We start from the raw sequence: 18,427 nt of genomic DNA on the forward strand, positions 1-18,427 counted from the left end.
CATGCGGCGGGCCTCATTCTAGGCGCCAGGCAATTGTCGGACAACTCCTGGCGCCTTCATCCGACCAATGAACCGGCGTGGCGCCGGTCCATCGAGGCTACGTTGGTCAGAACACGTTGAGGGGGTAATCGACGATTACCCGGTACTCGTCGACGTTGTTGTCCATCGCCGAGTAACCCTGGCCAACTCGATGGGTGGCCCAGCGCAGTTGTAGCGATAGGTCCTTGAAGTCGCCTTCCTGAACCACATATTGCACGTTCACGTCGCGCTCCCAGTGGCGAGCATTCTTGCCGTCGGCGTTATACCAGCCGGCATAGCCGCTGCTGGCTGGGTCCGGCTTGGTCATGTCCATCTCGCCGCGCGAATACGAGAGGCTGCTGGTCAGGCCGGGCACGCCGAAACCGGCGAAGTCATAACCGTATTCCAGCTTCCAGGAACGCTCGTTGGGACCGTTGAAGTCCGAGTACATGCGCGAGTTGTCCAGGAATACGCTGTCGCCCTGGTTGATGTAGTCGAACGGCGTGTTGCCGTTGACCCGCTGGTAGGCGGCGCTGACGCTGTGGTAACCGGCATTGGCGGTGAGCGAGAAGCTGTAGGTGTTGTTGTCGATCTTGCCCAGCAGCGCCTGGCCGGTGTCCTGGGTGTGATAGAAGTGCAGCGCGGGGGTCAGGCTCAACTGCTCGTTGACCACGTGGGTGTAGCTGAAGTCGAAGTAGTACTGGTTCCAGATATCCTCGAGCTCGGACGCATACAGGCTGGTGACGATGCTCGGGCTCGCGTTCCACACGCCGCCGGCCCAGTTCAGGTGCCGGCTCTTGCTGCCCTCGGGCAGGCTGCCATAGAAGGTGTCTATGCGCCGGTGGCCGCTCTGGTTGTAAGGCTTGGTGAAGCTGGCCTGGCCGGCTTCGAGCATCAGCCCGTCGATGCTGTTGTTGGTCAGGCTCACGCCGCGGAAGGTCTGCGGCAGCATGCGCGACTCGCCGCCGGCGATCACCGGGTTGCTGAGGAACAGGTCGCCGGCCTTGAGCTCGGTGTCGAACGCCTTGAGCTTGATCGCGGCACCCGCGGTGGAGAACGAACCTGGCGCCTTGTCGCGGTCGCCGTTCTCGTCAAAGCTCACCGGCAGAATGCTGGTGCCCGCGTGACCGCCACCGCCATCGAGCTTCAGGCCGAGCATGGCGTGGGCGTCGATGCCGAAGCCTACGACGCCTGGCGTGTAGCCTGACGAGAACTTGGCGATGAAGCCCTGACCCCATTCGCGGGCATCAGCATTGCCGCGGTCGCGCTGGTTGCGGTTGAGGTAGTAGTTGCGAGCGTTGAGGTTCAGGGACGAACCTTCGATGAAACCTTCGGCGGTCTCGGCCTCGGCCTGGGCGGTGACGGGCATCGTTGCAGCCAGTGCAACGAACAACGGGGTAAAGCGCAAAGCAGTGGACACCGGTACTAGCTCCTTTGGTCTGACGTCGTGACAGTTATTATTGTCCGGACAGGTACTTTTTATTAAACAGCGCACCCGCCTGGCGGGTGTTTCAAATGCATAAAAAAAAGCCGCTGATTGGCAGCGGCTTCAAAAGACTAACACATCGTCGCACGACGCGACCATGCGCGGGTCGAGGGAACAGGTTGCTATGGCAAGGCACCGGTCAACTGTCGGAAGCGTCATTGTCGGCTGCCTGGGAAGCTGTCTGGCGTACATCTTTTGCCGCTTCGGAGTGCTGCGCGGCATAGGCGTCGCGGGCCTCTTGATGAACAGCGGAGAGTTGGGCATTACGGGCAACAAAGGCCGGCGATTCTTCCGCCATGGCCAAGGGCGACAACAACAGGGACGACAGGACGAATACGCTGGCAACACCCATACTGTTGGACATTTGAAACTACCTTCTTGCGGGGCAAGTGCTAATTAAGACCCGGCTAAATTAGTCCTCAATGACGCGCCGAAACAGCGCCTTGATGGATAAGCACTGTTGCGCAAAAAGTAACAATCAGGCAGGGATCGCTCAGGCTTTTGTCGCAAACCCGCGTAATTGACAGCTCGGCAAGCGAATGCCGAAGGTGTTGGCGCCGCCCTCGCTGAGCACTCAGCTGGCGGCCGGCGCGGCGGCGCGGGCCTTGCGGCGATGGAACAGACGCTCCAGCGCCAAGTATATGACCGGCGTGGTGAACAGCGTCAGCGCCTGGCTCACCAGCAGCCCGCCGACCACGGCGATGCCCAGTGGCTGACGCAGCTCGGCACCGGCGCCAAAGCCGAACATTAAGGGCACCGCGCCCAGCAACGCCGCCAGGGTGGTCATGATGATCGGGCGAAAGCGCGTCAGGCACGCCTGGTGGATCGCCTGCTCCGGCGTCAGGCCCAGGCGGCGCTGGGCATCAAGGGCGAAATCGATAAGCAGGATGCCGTTTTTCTTGACGATACCGATCAGCAGTACCACGCCGATCAGGCCCATGATGCTGAAGTCCTGACCCATCAGCCACAGCAGCGCCAGCGCGCCGAGGCCGGCGGAGGGCAGGGTGGAGATGATGGTCAGCGGGTGCACGAAACTTTCGTAGAGCACGCCAAGGATGATGTACACCGCCACCAGCGCGGCAAGGATCAGCCACGGCTGGCTCGACAGCGAACTCTGGAATGCCTGGGCGGCGCCCTGGAAGTTGCCGGCGATCGAGTCCGGCATGCCCAGCTCGCGCTGGGTGCGGTCGAGTATCTGCACCGCGTCGCCCAGGGCCACGCCGGGCGCCAGGTTGAACGACAGGTTGGCGGCCGGGAACAGGCCATCATGGCTGATCGACAAGGGGCCGGTGCTGGGCGGCGCGACCGTCGCCAGCGCCGACAGCGGCACCATCTCCCCGCTCAGGGGCGAGCGCAGGTAGAAGAGGTTCAGGCTTTCGGCCTTGCCACGCTGGTGGGCGTCGAGCTCGAGAATCACCTTGTACTGATTGGTTTCGGTCTGGAACTCGCTGATCTGGCGCTGGCCGAAGGCGTCGTACAGGGCCTGGTCGACGTCGGTGGTGGTCAGGCCGAAGCGAGCCGCGGCCTGCCGGTCGATGTCGATGCGTGTGACGCTGGCGCCCAGTTGCAGGTCGTTGGACAGGTCGCGCAGGGCCGGGTTTTCGCGCAGGCGTTCGGTCAGGCGCTGGGTCCACAGGTTGAGCGCCGCGCCGTCGTTGCTCTTGAGCACGTATTGGTACTGGGTGCGGCTGGGGCCGGAGCTGAGGTTGATGTCCTGGCCGGCGCGCAGGTACAGCACCACGCCGGGCACCTGGGCGAGCTTGGACCGCAGGCGGTCGATCAGCTCGCTGGCGCTGACGTCGCGCTCGCCTTGCGGCTTGAGCGCGATCCAGAAGCGGCCGTTGGCGATGGTCTGGTTGCTGCCGGTGACGCCCACCGCGTGGGAAAACGCGCGCACCGCAGGGTCTGCCTCGATGATCCTGGCCAAGGCCTGGTGCTTTTCGATCATCGAGGGGTACGAGATATCCGCGGCGCCCTCGCTGGTGCCGAGGATGAAACCGGTGTCCTGCAGCGGGAAGAAACCTTTGGGAATGGCCACGTAGCCGGCCACGGCCAGCGCCAGGGTCACCCCGAATATACCCAGGGTAAGTCGCTGGTGAGCCAGGGCGCGGTCGAGCATCCGTTCGTAGCCCCGCACCAGGCGTTGTCCGAAACCGCCGTGCTGCTCGGCCGGCGCCTTGCGCATGAACAGCGCGCACAGGGTCGGCGCCAGGGTCAGCGATACCACCACCGAGATCAGGATGGTGAAGGTGGCGGTGAGGGCGAACTCCTTGAACAGTCGCCCGACCACGCCGCCCATGAACAGCAGCGGGATGAACGCGGCGATCAGCGAGAAGCTGATCGACACCACGGTGAAGCCGATCTCGCCTGCCCCCTTGATCGCCGCGGTGCGGCTGTCATCGCCGGCTTCCAGGTGACGGTGGATGTTCTCGACCACGACGATGGCGTCGTCGACCACGAAGCCCACGGCGATTACGATCGCCACCAGGGTCAGGTTGTTCAGGCTGAAGCCGAACACATACATCAGCGCGCAGCTGGCGATCAGCGACACGCCGAGCACGCTGGAGACGATGAGCGTCGCCGACCACTGGCGCAGGAACAGCGCCATCACGCCGATCACCAGCGCCACGGCGATCATCAGCGTCAGCTCCACCTCGTGCAACGAGGCGCGGATGGTCTGGGTGCGGTCGTTGAGCACCGACACCTCGACCGAGGCGGGCAGCATTTCCTGCAAGCGCGGCAGGGCCTCCATCACCCGGTCGACGGTGTCGACGATATTCGCGCCGGGCTGGCGGAACACCACCAGGTTCAACCCCGGTTGCGTGCCGGACCAGGCCTTGACGTAGGCATTCTCGGCGCCGTTGACCACGGTGGCGACGTCCTGCAGGTGCACGGGCGCGCCATCGCGGTACGAGACGATCAGCCGCGCGTAGTCCTCGGGGTGAAACAGCTGGTCGTTGGCGGCGATGGTCGAGACGCTGTGCTCGCCATACAGCGCGCCCTTGGCCAGGTTCAGGCTGGTCTGCTGGATGGCCTGGCGCACGTCGGCCAGGGTCAGGCCGATGGCGGCGAGCTTTTCGGGCTGGGCCTGGACACGAATCGCCGGACGCTGCTGGCCGGTGATGTTGATCAGGCCGACCCCGTCGATCTGGCTGAGCTGGCGTGCGAGCAGGGTTTCGGCGTAGTCGCTGAGCTCGTTGCCGGGCATCTGCGCGGAGCTCACGGTCATCACCAGCACCGGGCTGTCGGCCGGGTTGACCTTGCGCCAGGTGGGCGGGTTGGGGAGGTCCTGGGGCAGGCGGGCGGTGGCCGTGTTGATCGCCGCCTGAACCTCCTGGGCGGCGGTGTCGATGCTCTTGTCGAGGGTGAACTGCAGGATCAGGTTGGTCGAGCCCAGCGCACTGCTGCTGGTCATCTGGGTCATGCCGGGGATGGCGCTGAACTGCACTTCAAGGGGCGTGGCCACCGAGGACGCCATGGTTTCCGGGCTGGCCCCGGGCAATTGCGCGGTCACCTGGATGGTCGGGAAGTCGGCCTCGGGCAGCGGCGCCACCGGCAGGCGCGAGAAGGCCACGGCACCGAGCAGCAGCATGGCGAAGGTCAGCAGCACCGTCGCCACCGGGTGATCGATGCACCAGGCCGAAACGCCGTTGCGCCCGGTCATGGCTGGCTCCCGTGCTCGGCCACATCGGTGCCCGGCGGTGCGTCGGGGGTCACTTCGACCCGCGCGCCCGGCCTGAGCCGCGACTGGCCGTCAAGGATCAGCCGGTCGCCGGCCTTGACGCCGGCGATGATGCTCAGACCGCTGTCCTGGTGCAGCACCTTGACCGGGATGCTGGTGACCGTGTCGCCGTCCAGGCGGTAGACGAAGTGCCCGTCGATGCCGCGCTGCACCACCGGCGGCGGGACTACCAAGGCATTGTTGTCCACCGCCGTGCGCAGCCTGACGGTGACCAGCTGGCCAGGCCACAGACGCGCCTGGGCGTTGGCGAATTCGGCCTTGACCCGCACGGTGCCGGTGGTGGCCGAGACCTGGTTGTCGATCAGCGTCAGGTGGCCCTCGGCGAGCAAGGTGCTCTGGCCGTCGGCGTCCAGGTAGGCCTGCACCACGGCAGGCACCGGTGCCCTGAGCAAGCCCTGCAGGGTTGGCAGCATCTGCTGCGGCAAGGCGAACTCGACCGCGATCGGGTCGATCTGGGTAACGCTGAACAAGCCCTGGGTATCGGCGACCCGCAGAAAGTTGCCCTCGTCGACATTGCGGATACCGACCCGGCCCGTGACCGGAGAGCGGATCTGCGTGTACGACAGCTGCACCTGGGCATTGGCGATGGCGGCCTGGTTGCCCTTCACCGTGGCTTGCAGCTGGTTGTACAACGCTTGCTGCTGGTCCAGTGTCTGGCGCGAGACGCCATTGTCGGTGCTGAGCAGCTTGTAGCGCTTGAGGTCGACGCCTGCGACCTGCAGTTGCGCCTGGCTCTGGCCCAGTTGCGCGCGCGCCTGTTCCAGGCTGGCGCGGATGGCCCGGTCGTCGAGGGTCGCCAGCAGGTCGCCGGTCTTGACCCACTGGCCTTCCTTGACCAGCACCTGGGTCAGCACCCCCTCGACCTGCGGGCGAATCTCGACGCTGTGCAACGACAGCACCGAGCCGATGGCGGTGGTGAAACGGGGCACGTCCCGCTCAGCGACACTGACCACCCGCACAGGTACGCCTGGCCGGGCACTGGCGGTCGGGGCGGCCGGGCGCGTGGTCAGCCAGAGCACCAGCGCAAGCCCGATGACGGCAAGCACGGCCGGAAGAACAAAGCGGGACGAACGTCGCATGCAGGTCGGGCACCTAGTCAAGGTGAAGGGGGATTCTGGGTCTAGCTTATAGCGTCTGGATCAGGTCAGCAGGGTGACGGCTGGCTGACAGGCGTGTCAGTTTGGCTGAATCCGCAGGAGCAACCGTCCTGGTCCCCTGCAAGCATCGCGCGAACTTCCAATCCTGCGCGATCGGGCCTGAGGCTATTTGCTGGCCGCGGCCCACTCGCTCACATGCGCACGCTGGTGCTTCTTGTCATACAGGCACAGCTCGGTGCCGGTACGGCCTTTCATGTGCGCCTGGGGATAGCGGCCTTCGATCAACAACGCGCTGTAGCCGACCTGGTCGTCGAATTCGACCGGCTTGCTGCGGGCATGCGCGTCCTTGAGCTGGCTGGCGGCCAGGCAGGTCTTGACCACCTGCTTGCGGTGCTGGTCCCAGGCGTCGGGACTGGAGGCCTGGGCGGCGCCCGTGAACAGGGCGCAGGCGATGAGGGCGGTGCTGAGAGCGTTCATGAGGAGTTCCGGCATGACGTGCAGGGTCCCGAAGTATGCCCGAGTTGGTCAGTGCTCGGCGAACACCACCGTGCGCGCGGCCACCACCAGGCAGTCGGTCAGCTCGGGCGAGGAGAACTTGGTGAGCACGGCGTTGGCGCCGGCGGCCTTGGCCTTTTCGCTGTTCATGGCGCTGTCCAGCGAGGTATGCAGCAATACGTAGAGGTGCTTGAAGTCGGGGGTTTCGCGCAGGGTGCGGGTGAACGCATAGCCGTCCATCTCGGACATCTCGATGTCCGAGACCACCAGGTTGATCTCCTGGTCGGTGCCTTGCAGTTCCAGCAACACATTGATCGCGTCCTTGGCGCTGCGCGCGGTGTGGCACGCGATGCCAAGGTTGCGCAGGGTATGCACCGACTGCTGCAGCGCCACCTGGCTGTCATCGACCACCAGGATGTTGGCGGCGGCGAGCAGCGCGGCATCTTCGCTGTCGAGCGTGTTGGCCTGGATGTCGCGCGGGGCCGGCGTAATGCCGTGGATGACTTTCTCGATATCCAGCACCTGCACCAGCGCATCGTCCACCCGTGTGACGCCGGTGATGAACGCCTTGGTGCCCGAGCCGAACGGTGGCGGCTTGATGTCGGTGCTCTGGCAGTGAATGATCCTGCTGACCGCCTGCACGTGCAGGCCCTGGCGCGAGCGGCTGATGTCGGTGACGATCAGGCAGCCGCCGTCCGGGTCGGCCAAGGGGCGTTCACCGATGGCACGCGACAGGTCGATCACCGACAGCGCGTTGCCCCGCAAGGTCGCCACGCCTTTTACGTGCGGATGCGACTCGGGCAGCTTGGTCAGCGGCGGGCACGGGATGATCTCACTGACCTTGAGCAGGTTGATTGCCATCAGCTTGCCGCTGCGCAGGGTGAAGAGCAGCAGGGACAATGCGTCCGCGCGGGCATGTTGCTTGGCCATGGTGGGTTCTGTCGGTGGTTTGGATACCGGGTTATCGGCCTGGTTGTGTCAGGCTTTAGCTCAGTGGTGCCCCTTCGCTGGCAAGCCAGCTCCCACAGGTACGGCGCCGCTCTCAAGGGCCGCAGTGTACCTGTGGGAGCTGGCTTGCCAGCGAAGGGGCCACCACTATTCTCAGGAGGTTAGCGCTCGCGCAACGCCTCCTTGGCCCGGTTCAGCGGCTTGATCAGGTAATTGAGGATGGTCTTCTCCCCGGTGCGGATATCCACCGTGGCAATCATCCCGGGCACGATCGCGAACTGCTTGCCGGCCTTGTTCTTCAGACTGTCCTGCTCGGTGCGGATGAACACCCGGTAGTAGTAGATCTCAGGCTTCACCTCATCCTGCAGGGTGTCAGGCGAGATGCCGACCACCTTGCCATCGAGGCTGCCGAACACCGAATAGTCGTAGGCGCTGATCTTCACCTTGGCCGCCTGGTCGGGATGGATGAAGGCGATGTCACGCGGCGCGATGCGGGTTTCGATCAGCAGGCGCTCGTCCATGGGCACGATCTTCATCACCTGTCCGCCCGGTTGCACCACGCCACCCAGGGTGGTCACCTCGATGTCCTTGACGATGCCGCGCACCGGCGAGCGCAGCGTCAGGCGGGTCAGCGAGTCGTTGCGCCCGCGCATCACCGCGGCCAGGCTGTCGGCCTCGGCACTGGCCTTGGCCAGCTCTTCGCGGGCGCGCACCAGGTAGTCGGAGCGGGCTTCGGTGGCCTTGAGCTCGAGCTCCGAGCGCTGTCGGTTCAGGCGGATCACCTCGACCCGGCTGGAGGCGCCCATCTTGGCCAGGTTCTCGGTGATCTTCAGCTCGCTGCGCACCAGCTTGAGCGAGTCCTCGATGCCGGCCAGGGTCTGTTCGAGACCGCGGCGGCGGGTCTGGTAAAGCGCGGTCTCGGCCTCGATCAGGTCAGTCGACTGCTTGAGGACGTCAGGGAAGACCAGCGGCTTGCCAGCCACTTCGGCGCGCAACCGGGCCACGCTAGCCCTCGCCGCGAGGTATTTGGCCTCGCTTTCGCCAACGCTGGACTGGGATTTGGTCGGGTCGAGCTGGGCCAGGATCTGCCCGCGCTGCACCATGTCGCCCTCGGTCACGTTCATCTCGGCGACGATCCCGCCTTCCAGCGTCTGGATGACCTGCTCACGCGAGCTGGGGATCACCTTGCCGGTACCGGTGGAGACTTCCACCACCTCGAACCAGAAGGCCCAGGCCAGAAAAGCCGCCAGCATCAGTGCGCAGATGACAATGACCCGGCCGGCGCGCAATACCGCGTGGTCGTCCTGCCCATCCAGGTAGGCGGATGGGAGTTCGTGAGTGCTCATGCCTTGCCTCCTTGGCTCAGCCGGGCCAGCGCGGCGTCGCGCTTGTCGTCGATGATGATGCGGCCTGCGTCCAGTACCAGCACGCGGTCGACCCGTTGCAGCACGCTCATGCGGTGAGTGGCGATCACCAGGGTGCGGCCCTGGGCGAAGCGGTCGAGGTTGTCGAGCAGCCTGCGTTCGGTCACGTCATCCAGCGCGGCGGTGGGTTCGTCGAGCAGCAGTACCTGGGGCTGGCGCACCAGCAGGCGCGAGAGCACCAGTGCCTGGCGCTGTCCTCCGGACAGTCCAAGGCCGCCTTCAAGAATCAGGTGATCCATGCCCTTGGGCAACTTGCGCACGAACTCCAGCGCCCCGGTGGCGGCCAGGGCGGCCACCAGTTCCTGGTCGCTGGCCTGACCGGCGCCCAGGGTGAGGTTTTCCCGCAGGGTGCCGTGGAACAGCCGGGAATGCTGGGTCAGCAACCCGACATCACGGCGCAGGTCGGCAGGGTCGAGGTGCGCCAGGGCGATGCCGTCGAGCGAGATCTCGCCCTCGGCAAGGTCCATCGCACCGCCCAGGGCCTGCAGCAAGGTCGACTTGCCCGCGCCGTTGCGCCCGAGCACGGCGATGCGTTCACCCGGCTGGATGTCCAGCTGGCCGATGTTCAGGGCAGGGGTAGCCTCGGGGCTGTAGCGGAACTGCACCTGGCGCAGCTGGTATTCGCCGCGAATCGCCGGCAGGTGCACGCGCGCCTCGCCCTCGGGGTGGTCGACCGGCGACTGCATCAGCTTGTCCAGGCCCTCGAGCGCCACCTTGGCCTGCTGCCATCGGGTCAGCACATGGGTCAGCTGGGCCATCGGCGCCATCATGCGCGAGGCCAGCATCGACGCCGCGACCAGGCTACCGGTGGTGAGGTCGCCGGCGATGACCATCGGCGCGCCGACCACCACCACCACCGCGAACACCGCGCCCTGGATGTTCTGCGTCCAGGTCACCAAGCCGTTGGTGAGCGTGCGCAGGCGCAGGCTGCTGTGGGCGCAGGCAGCGTTGTACTGGTTCCATTGGCGCTCGAAGCGGGCCTCGGCCTGCAGCGCCTTGATCTCGTCCATGCCCTGGATGCTCTCGACCAGCATGGCGTTGCGCAGCGCCGACTCGCGCATCGAGGCATTGGCCAGGCGCGCCAGGCGCCGTTGCGCCAACAGCCCTGGCAGTAGCATCGCCACCAGCGCGACCAGCGGGATCACCACCAGCACGCCGCCAATCAGCCAGAACACGAACAGGAACAGCAGGAAGAACGGCAGGTCGGCCAGGGCGGTGGCGGTGCTGGAGGTGATCAGGTCGCGAATCTGCTCCAGCTCGCGCAACTGGGCGATGAACGAGCCGGTCGACTTGGGCCGCACCGAATTGCGCAGGCGCAAGGCGTGGCCGTAGACCAGGTCCGATACCCGCAGGTCGGCGCGCTTGCCCAGCAGGTCTGTCACTTTCAGGCGCAGCAGGCGCATGGTGAGGTCGAACACCAGGGCCAGCACCACGCCGCCGAACAGCACATACAAGGTGGGCAGCGATTCGGCCGGAATCACCCGGTCGTACACCTGCATCGAAAACAGCACCCCGGCCAGGGCCAGCACGTTGGCCACCAGCGAGGCGATCATCACCTGGCCGTAGGGCCTGAGGTCGCGCAGCACGATGCGCGCGAACCAGTGCCGGTCGTAGGGCGCGGTGTAGTCGTCGGTGCGCACATCGCGCAGTGGGCGGGCAGGGCGCAACAGGGCGACACGGGTGATGCGCCCGGCCAGTTCATCGCGTTGCAGCCGGCAGGCCATGCCCTGGTCGCCGGCAAACACCACCGACAGACTGTCGTCCTCGGTCACGGCCTCCACCACGGCCAGCTGGCCGTCGTCCAGCTCCAGCACCAGCGGCGTGCGCCATTGGCGCAGGCCCTTGGCATCGAAGCGGACAAACCGCAGGGTCAGCCCGGCCTGGCGGGCCATGTGCCGGAGGATTTCATCCAGGGGGCGCGCGTCCTCGATGGCCGCCAGGCGAATGCGCTGCGGCGAGACATCGAGACGGTAATGGTGGGCAACCTGCAGCATGACTTCAAGCCAGGGGCCGAGGTCGGGGCGCTCGGCGGCGGGGACGGGTTCGCCTGGCTTGGCCAGGTTGACGGTATCGCTCATGGCAGGATCTCCACACCTTGCAGGCTCTGGCCTTCAAGACCCAGGGCAGGACGCAGCGCGCCGTTGTTGTAGAGGCAGTCGACGTCCAGGCGCAGCAAGTCGGAACGCGTGCCAGCGAGGTCGAACCGCGACTGGTATATCTCCTGTTCGGCATTGAGCAGGTCGAGCAGCGGGCGGGTGCCGAGATCAAGGTACTGGCGGCCGTACAGCATGCGCGCCTCCTGGATGCTGCCTTGGCGGGCTTCCAGCGAGCGCAGGCGGCGCCCCAGGCCTGAGGTTTGCGCCTTGGCCTCGGCCAGGCCCCTGCGGGCCTGCAGGCGCGCGGCGTCTTCGGCGGAGTCGGCGGCGGTGAGGGCGTACCCGGCTGCCCGGGTGCGGGCGCTGATGGCGCCGCCCTGGTAGATCGGCACTTCCACGTTCAGGAAGATACCGGCCTGGGTGCGTTCGAGCGCGGGGTTGTCACGATTATAGTCGTTGTCCAGGTACTGGGTGACCTGAGGCTGCAGCGACAGGGTCGGGTAGGCCTCGGCCTTGGCCTGGGACAGTTCGGCCTGGGACTGGGCGCGCTGCGCCAGGGCCATGAGCACCGCGGGTAGCCGGTCGTCGCCGCCCAAGGGGCGGTTGCAGGCACCGGCAAGCTCGGGCGGCTCTTCTTCGGTCAGCGCTGGGGGAGCGATGCGGCCGATCAGGGTGGCCAGGGTCGAGCGCCAGCGTTCGTACTGCGCCTGGTATTCCTCCAGCGTCGCCCGGGCGCCTTCCTCGCGCGATTCGGCCTGGACCACGTCGGAGCGGGTGCTGGCGCCCATGTCGCTGCGCTGGCGGGCCAGCCCGACGATCTCGCCGATGCCGCGGATCTGCTCGCGGGCGATGACCATCAGTTGTTCATAGCGCCGGGCTTCGATCCAGGCGTAGGACGTATCACGTGCCAGGTCGTCCATCACCAGCAGGATGTTGGCCTGGGAGCGGGCGGCCGAGGCGTTGGCGGCATCCACGGCGTAGTCGACCTTGCCGAAGTCGTAGAGCATCTGCTTGAGCGACAGGCTGAACGACTGGCTACCGCGGTCGCCGCCATAACCGGTGTCATAGCCGGCGCGCACGCCGCCTGAAAGTTGGGGGTAGTAGCCAGCGCGGGCGACGTTGATGCCTTCGCCTTGCCGGTACAGCTGGCCGATGGCTTCGGCCACGCTGGGGTGCCACTGCACGGCCACCAGCGCCGCCTCGGCAAGGCCCAGGCGCTCGCCCGCCTGCGCCGCTTGCCCGGCAGGCGCGCGGGCAGGCACGGCATCAGGTGCGTCGCGCAGGAGCGACGGGCCTATCTTGCGCAGTTGTGGGTCGATGTCATCGGCTGCAAGCGCAGCCGGGTTCAGGTTCAAGGCCAGGAGCCCGCAGGCGCCCAGCAACAGCGGTGACAGCGCACGGCATCGCTTCACATAATTCCCTTACTGCTGTTTCATCCCGCCCGCCGGGCTCATGCCCGGCGGGACTGCGAGGACTCAGACAACATTGATGTTGTTCTGCACCCACAGGTGGTGGCTCGGGTCCTCTTGAGCCACGTACTGGATATAGTCGACGCCGTCGGCCGTTTCGTTCCCTGCCAAAGTCCAATTATCTGTAAATGTGACGGAATCCTCAGCGCCACCCTTGATCACCAAGGTGTCGCTGGCCGGATCCGTGACGGCGATTACATCCTCCAGGCTAAGGGTCAGTGACACCGCGCTGGTGTCGTTGAGGTCGATCACATCGATGTCATGCAGGCGCCCGACCAGATTGCCCAGGTCGATACTCGCATCGCCCCCCGCCCACAACAGCGTGTCGGTGCCGCTGCCGCCATCGACGCTGGTGAAGTCCTGGTCGACGATCACCAGGGTGTCGTCGCCCGCACCGCCCTGCAGGGTTACCGGGCCACCCTGGCTGCCATCGAGGCGGTCATTGCCGTCGGTGCCGGCCAGGGTCTCGCCCGTGACACTGGCCACGGCGAAGCTTGCCAGCAGCGCACTGTCGCTGCCGCTGGTATCGTCCAGCACCGCAGCCGTGGTGGTGATGGCGGCGGCGTCGTCCAGGTTGATGGTCAGGGTGGCGATGTCGCTGGTGCCGTTGGGGTGGGTCAGCTCATAGGTGAAGGTGTCGTGCTGGCCAATGACCGCCGACGTCAGCCCGGTCTTGAGCAGGTAGGAGTAGGTACCATCCGCCTGCACATACAGGGTGCCGTAGGTGCCCACCACACTGACCCCGTTGTGGCCTGGGTTGACGAAGGTATTGGCCGCCACCAGCACGCTCAGCACCGTGAGCGCTGGCGAGGCCCGGAAGTCCTCGCTGCCGCTTGTGGTGTCGGAGATCAGGTTGCCGATCACCGGCGTGTAGCTGCCCACCACCAGCTCGTTGTTGAAGGTGGTGGTGGTGTTCACGCTGGTGGTGACCGAGCTGGCCAGGCCGATGCCGCCTGCGGTGACACGGATATGGTAGGTACCGGCCACCTGGTCTTGGAAGGTGTAGCCAGCGGAGTTGCCCAGCAGGCTGATCAGGGAGCCGCCGCCGACGGTCTGCACGCTGACGTACTGGCCGGTCGCCGGGTTGAGCCTGAGCAGTTCGATGGTGGCGCCGTTGAGCAGCGCCAGGATGTTGTTGGACGTCAGCACCACCTGCAGGTCGGCGGTGGTGTCCGCGGCCACGGTGGTTGTGTAGGTGGCCTGCTTGCTGCCCAGCACAGGCAGCGACAGGGTGCCCAGGGTCGCGGTGCTGGTCGCCTCGCGCGGGACCAGGTTGATGCCGACATTGTCGACGTCGTTGATCGCATCCACCACCACGGCGGGCGCGGCCAGGTTGGCGTTGCTCCAGCTCTCGGCGTCATTGGGGTTGTCAATGCGCACATACAGGCTTGCCGTGTCGCTCAAGCCGTTGGGGTGCACCAGCTGGTAGCTGAACACATCGACCTTGCCGACGCTCGACGCGCTGGCATTGGGGGTGTAGGTGTAGCTGCCATCACCCCGCAGCACCAACGTGCCATACAGGCCTTGCACGGTGACCCCGGCGCCGGCGTTCACGTAATTGCCGAACTGCAGCACCTGTACCACGGCGCCGTTGTCGGGCCCGGTGACATCCGCCAGGCCGTCCACGCCAGGGTCGGTAAGCACGTTGCCATCGAGCGCCGTGCCGGTGCCGGTGAACTGGGTGAGGCTGGTGCTGACGACGTCCAGCGACGTGGTCACCGTGGTCACCAGGCCGATACCGACGCTGCCGACGGTCAGGCGATAATCGCCTGCCAGCTGGGTGCCAAAGTCGGCCTGGATGCCCTGGCCCAGGGGCAGCAGGATCAGGTCGAGAACGCCTTGGTCACTGCCGGTCGCCAAGGTCACCCAGGCGCCGCTGGCGTCTTTCACCTGAAGCGTGAACACCGCACCGTCGAGCAGAGCCAGTGCGCTGCTGGTGGTGAGGGTCAGTACCGGATCGGCCGTGGTGCCCTCGGCGACCGTCCAGGTGAAGGTCTTGGTGAAGCCTGAGAGCAGGGTGGTGAAGCTGTCGGTATAGACGCGTTCGCTGACAACCGGCGCGAGGACCACGCTGGCCGTCGCCAGGTTGTCGCTGGCGGTGACCGGACGGTCGGCGTCGATGTCCGGTGCGATGACCAGGGCATCGGCCGAGACGTTGTTGCGGGGGTCGGTCAGGTTGACGGTGATGATCTGGCCATTGTCCTGCGCCGGCAGGCCGATGCTGAACGTGCCGTCGGCGGCCACCGTGGTGGTTAGCGTGGTGCCGTTGGCCAAACGAACGCTAACCGTGGCACCCACTTCACCGGCACCGGTCAGCAGCGTGCCATCAGCATTGACCAGCAGGTTGCTGGCGGCCACGGGCGCGGTGAAGTCTGGCGCGGTGAGCGGCGTCACGGGCGAGGTACCGCCCGCGTCGGACTGGGTGACGCTCAGGGCCTCGAAGTTGATCTGCGCCGTGGGCAGGCTGACCACGTAGGTGCCGGCGCTGCCAACCACCGCGCTGGCGATGAACGCGCCGGTGGTGGCATTGGTGACAGTCACCGTCGCGCCTGCCTGGCCGGTCCCGGAAACCGCGGTACCGTTGGCATTGATCGCCGCGACCGGGGCGACGGGAGGCGTGGTGTCTGGCGCGGTGAGGCTGGTGCTGCCAGAGGTGTTGGTGGCCGCATCGGTCAGGCGTACAGACAGCACCTGGCCATTGAGCTGAGGCGAATCCAGCGTGACCGAGAACCTGCCGTCGACGCCGACGGTGCCAGTGCCGATCGGATCCGGCCCAGTGCCACGCACCGTGACCGTGGCGCCTGGTTCGCCGCTGCCGGTCAGCACCAGGCCGCCAGCATCCAGCGCCAGGGCGGTCGGTGCCGTCGGCGCCTGCACGTCGGGGGCGGTGAAGCTGGTGGTGCCGGAGGTGTTCGGAACCGCATCCGCCTGGGTGACGCTCAGCACCTGGCCGTTGAGCTGCGGGCTCGACAGGTTGACGCTGAAGGTCTCGCTGGTGGTGACCACGGCAGAACCCAGCACGACACCGTCGGGTCCAGTCACAGTGACTGTAGCCCCCGCTTCACCGGTACCGGTGAGCACCAGGCCGTTGGCGGACAAGGCCTCGACCACGGGCGCATCAGGTGCGGTCACATCGGCGGCCTGCAGCACGAACGGCTGAGAGTCGCCGCCGGTGGAGGTGGCGACGACATTAAGCAGTTCGCCGTTGAGCTGCGCGGTGGGCAGGACGATGGTGAAGGTGCCCTCAGGGCCTGCCACGCCCGCGATGATCAGGTTGCCGTCGGCATCATTGATGAGGATATCGGTGCCTGCCGCCGCGGTGCCCGTCACGGTAACGCCGTCGGCTGCCAGCTCGACCCCCACTGGTGTATCAGGCACCCGCTCCAGTGGCGTTGCGTACAGGTTTTCCGGCGAGTCGCCGCCAGCGTCCGCTTGAACCACGCTCAGCTCGCCGCCTGGCGTTGCCGATGGGTCCAGCTGCACGACAAAGGTCCCGTTGGCGGCCACGTCCGCCTCGCCCAGGACCTCTCCGTCCTGGGTGACGGTGACCCGCGCGCCAGGCTGGCCACGGCCGGCCAGGGTCGTGTAGTCGGGATCGATGGCAAGGTTGGTCACCGCGTCTGGTGGTGTGCTATCGGCGGCCTCGTAGGTTTGCGGCAACGACTCGTTGCCTGGCTGGTCCACGGCGATCACCGTGAGGCTTTCGCCGTTGACCTGGGGCGGATCGAGCTCCAGGCTGAAGTTGCCGTCGGCGGCCACTTCGCCTTCACCGATCACCACCCCGTCCGCGCCGCGCACCTGGATGATGCTGCCAGCCTCGCCCGTGCCGGTGAAGACGACGCCGTCAGCGGCCAGCAGCAGAGCGGCAGGCGCGGCGGGCGCGGTGATATCCGGCGCGGTGATGCTGACAGGGATCGACGGGTTGCCAGTGGCATCCTGGGCGATCACGGTCAGCAGCTGGCCGTTCTGCTGGGCAGGGGTCAGGGGCAGCACGAAGGTGCCGTCCGCATCGACGACCGCCTCACCGACCACGTCGCCGCTGTCGTTGAGCACGGTCAGTTGCGCGCCGGCCTCGCTGGTACCGCTCAGTTGGGTACCATCGGCATTAAGGGTGGCCGCGAGCAGTGGGCTGGTGCTGTCGACCGCCGTGACCGGTGTTTCCGGGGAGACGTTGTCGCTCGCGTCCACCAGGGTGACGAGCAGCTGCTCGCCGTTGAGTTGTGGATCGTCCAGGACAATCGCGAACGTGCCGTTGGGGCTGACGGTACCAGTACCGATCTGCACCCCGGCCAGGGTCGTGACCACCACGGTGGTTCCGGCCTCACCGGTGCCGCCGAGCTGGGTGCCATCGGCGTTGAAGCGAAGGTCGGTGGGGGCTGCCGGCGGGGTGAGGTCTGGCGCGATGATTCCGACCGGATCGCTGACGTTTCCGGGTGGATCGGCCTGCTGCACGCTTAGCGGTTCCTGGTTGATCTGCGGTGTATCGAGCTCGACCCGGAAGGTACCGTCGGCGAGCACGATCGAGGTGCCCACCACGGCGCCTGCGGCATTGCTGACGGTCACCGTTGCTCCGGCTTCGCCGTTGCCCGAGACCACGCTGCCATCGGCATTGATGATCACGTTGGTGAGTACCGCTGGTGGCGTGAAGTCCGGGGTCACCAAGGTGGCAGGCGACGAGACGTTGCCGGCCGCATCGGTCTGGGTCAGGCGCAGCACCTGGGCATCGCCCAGGGGCGGATCAAGCACGATGCTGAAGTGGCCGCTGGCGTCGACGGTCGCTGTGCCGACCACCTCGTCGGCCGCATTGACCACCGACACCTCGGCGCCGACTTCGCCTCGACCGGTCAGGGACGAACCATCACCTGCCACGGCAAGCTCGCTGAGCAGGACCGGCGCGGTGGTATCGGCCGCGGTGACGATACCGGCCTCGGACTGGTTGCCCGCGGCATCGGTCAACAGCACACGCAGGGTTTCGCCGTTGGCCTGGGCCGGCGTCAGGGTGACCTGGAAGGTGCCGTCGCCGCGCACCGTCCCGGCGCCGAGCGAGGTTCCGTCGGCCGCCAGTACGCTGATCTGGCTGCCGGCTTCGCCCGTGCCGCTGAGCAAGGTGCCGCCCGCAGCGAAGGCCAGCGCGAGCGGGGCATCTGGAGCGACGCGGTCGGGCGCGGTCAGGCTGGCGCTGTTGGATTCGTTGCCGGTCACGTCCGACTGGCTGGCGCTGAGCACTTCACCGTTGATCTGCGCTACCGCCAGGTCGACGCTGAAGGTGCCATCGGCGTTCACCACGCTTTCACCCAGGTCAAGGCCGCCCAGCCCGAGCACGGTGACGGTCGCGCCTGCTTCGCCGCGACCGGTCAGCACCAGGCCGTCGGCTGACAAGGCCAGCTGGGTCAGGGGCAGCGGCGCGGTGATGTCCGGTGCCTGCAACGGTGCCTGCAGCGAGGCGCTGCCGTCGCCGCCCACCGCACCCACCTGAAGGGTTTCACCATCGGCCTGCGCGGTGGCGAGGTTGACGGTGAAGGTGCCTTCTTCGGCCACCAGTGCGCTGCCCAGCAGTACGCCGTTGGGGCCGTAGACATTCACTGTGCTGCCTGGGGTGCCGGTGCCAGTGACGGTCAGGCCATCGCCGCCCACCGCCAGGTTGGCTGGAAC

10 protein-coding genes are annotated in these 18,427 nt (G+C 66.5%); all 10 read right to left on the reverse strand.

Annotated elements, in window-relative coordinates:
- Positions 1–106: 106 nt before the first annotated feature.
- Positions 107–1,438: an OprD family porin gene (locus VJS90_RS11440; protein WP_324121765.1), complete on the reverse strand. Its 1,332-nt coding sequence runs from the start codon at positions 1,436–1,438 to the stop codon at positions 107–109.
- 205 nt (positions 1,439–1,643) lie between these two features.
- On the reverse strand, positions 1,644–1,868 hold the full coding sequence (locus VJS90_RS11445; protein WP_324121766.1) for a hypothetical protein: 225 nt from the start codon (positions 1,866–1,868) through the stop codon (positions 1,644–1,646).
- A 210-nt stretch (positions 1,869–2,078) separates the two neighbouring features.
- A complete protein-coding gene (locus VJS90_RS11450; protein WP_324121767.1) occupies positions 2,079–5,168 on the reverse strand; it encodes a multidrug efflux RND transporter permease subunit in 3,090 nt (1,029 codons plus the stop codon).
- Positions 5,165–6,325, reverse strand: coding sequence for an efflux RND transporter periplasmic adaptor subunit (locus tag VJS90_RS11455; protein ID WP_324121768.1), 1,161 nt, complete (start codon positions 6,323–6,325; stop codon positions 5,165–5,167). Before VJS90_RS11455 ends, VJS90_RS11450 begins: the two co-directional genes overlap by 4 nt.
- Positions 6,326–6,508: 183 nt before the next feature.
- Positions 6,509–6,820: a hypothetical protein gene (locus tag VJS90_RS11460; RefSeq protein WP_324121769.1), complete on the reverse strand. Its 312-nt coding sequence runs from the start codon at positions 6,818–6,820 to the stop codon at positions 6,509–6,511.
- 48 nt (positions 6,821–6,868) lie between these two features.
- Positions 6,869–7,768, reverse strand: coding sequence for a chemotaxis protein (locus tag VJS90_RS11465; RefSeq protein WP_324121770.1), 900 nt, complete (start codon positions 7,766–7,768; stop codon positions 6,869–6,871).
- Between the two features lie 179 nt (positions 7,769–7,947).
- Entirely contained in the window at positions 7,948–9,132 is a 1,185-nt protein-coding gene (locus tag VJS90_RS11470; RefSeq protein ID WP_324121771.1) for an HlyD family type I secretion periplasmic adaptor subunit, read from the reverse strand.
- Positions 9,129–11,288, reverse strand: a complete 2,160-nt coding sequence (locus VJS90_RS11475; RefSeq protein WP_324121772.1) for a type I secretion system permease/ATPase — start codon at positions 11,286–11,288, stop codon at positions 9,129–9,131. Before VJS90_RS11475 ends, VJS90_RS11470 begins: the two co-directional genes overlap by 4 nt.
- On the reverse strand, positions 11,285–12,718 hold the full coding sequence (locus VJS90_RS11480) for a TolC family outer membrane protein (RefSeq protein WP_324121773.1): 1,434 nt from the start codon (positions 12,716–12,718) through the stop codon (positions 11,285–11,287). The genes VJS90_RS11475 and VJS90_RS11480 overlap by 4 nt, the downstream gene beginning before the upstream one ends.
- A gap of 63 nt (positions 12,719–12,781) precedes the next feature.
- Positions 12,782–18,427: BapA/Bap/LapF family large adhesin (locus VJS90_RS11485; protein WP_324121774.1), on the reverse strand; the 5,646-nt coding region annotated here is incomplete at its 5' end.

Origin of the sequence: Pseudomonas sp. (assembly GCF_035277045.1) — a bacterium.
Taxonomy (GTDB): domain Bacteria; phylum Pseudomonadota; class Gammaproteobacteria; order Pseudomonadales; family Pseudomonadaceae; genus Aquipseudomonas.

Bases quoted from the DNA above. Each gene is read 5' to 3' on its own strand.
- VJS90_RS11460 (WP_324121769.1), bottom strand. From the start codon at position 6,820: ATGAACGCTCTCAGCACCGCCCTCATCGCCTGCGCCCTGTTCACGGGC.
- VJS90_RS11465 (WP_324121770.1), bottom strand. From the start codon at position 7,768: ATGGCCAAGCAACATGCCCGCGCGGACGCATTGTCCCTGCTGCTCTTC.
- VJS90_RS11450 (WP_324121767.1), bottom strand. From the start codon at position 5,168: ATGACCGGGCGCAACGGCGTTTCGGCCTGGTGCATCGATCACCCGGTG.
- VJS90_RS11455 (WP_324121768.1), bottom strand. From the start codon at position 6,325: ATGCGACGTTCGTCCCGCTTTGTTCTTCCGGCCGTGCTTGCCGTCATC.
- VJS90_RS11445 (WP_324121766.1), bottom strand. From the start codon at position 1,868: ATGTCCAACAGTATGGGTGTTGCCAGCGTATTCGTCCTGTCGTCCCTG.
- VJS90_RS11475 (WP_324121772.1), bottom strand. From the start codon at position 11,288: ATGAGCGATACCGTCAACCTGGCCAAGCCAGGCGAACCCGTCCCCGCC.
- VJS90_RS11470 (WP_324121771.1), bottom strand. From the start codon at position 9,132: ATGAGCACTCACGAACTCCCATCCGCCTACCTGGATGGGCAGGACGAC.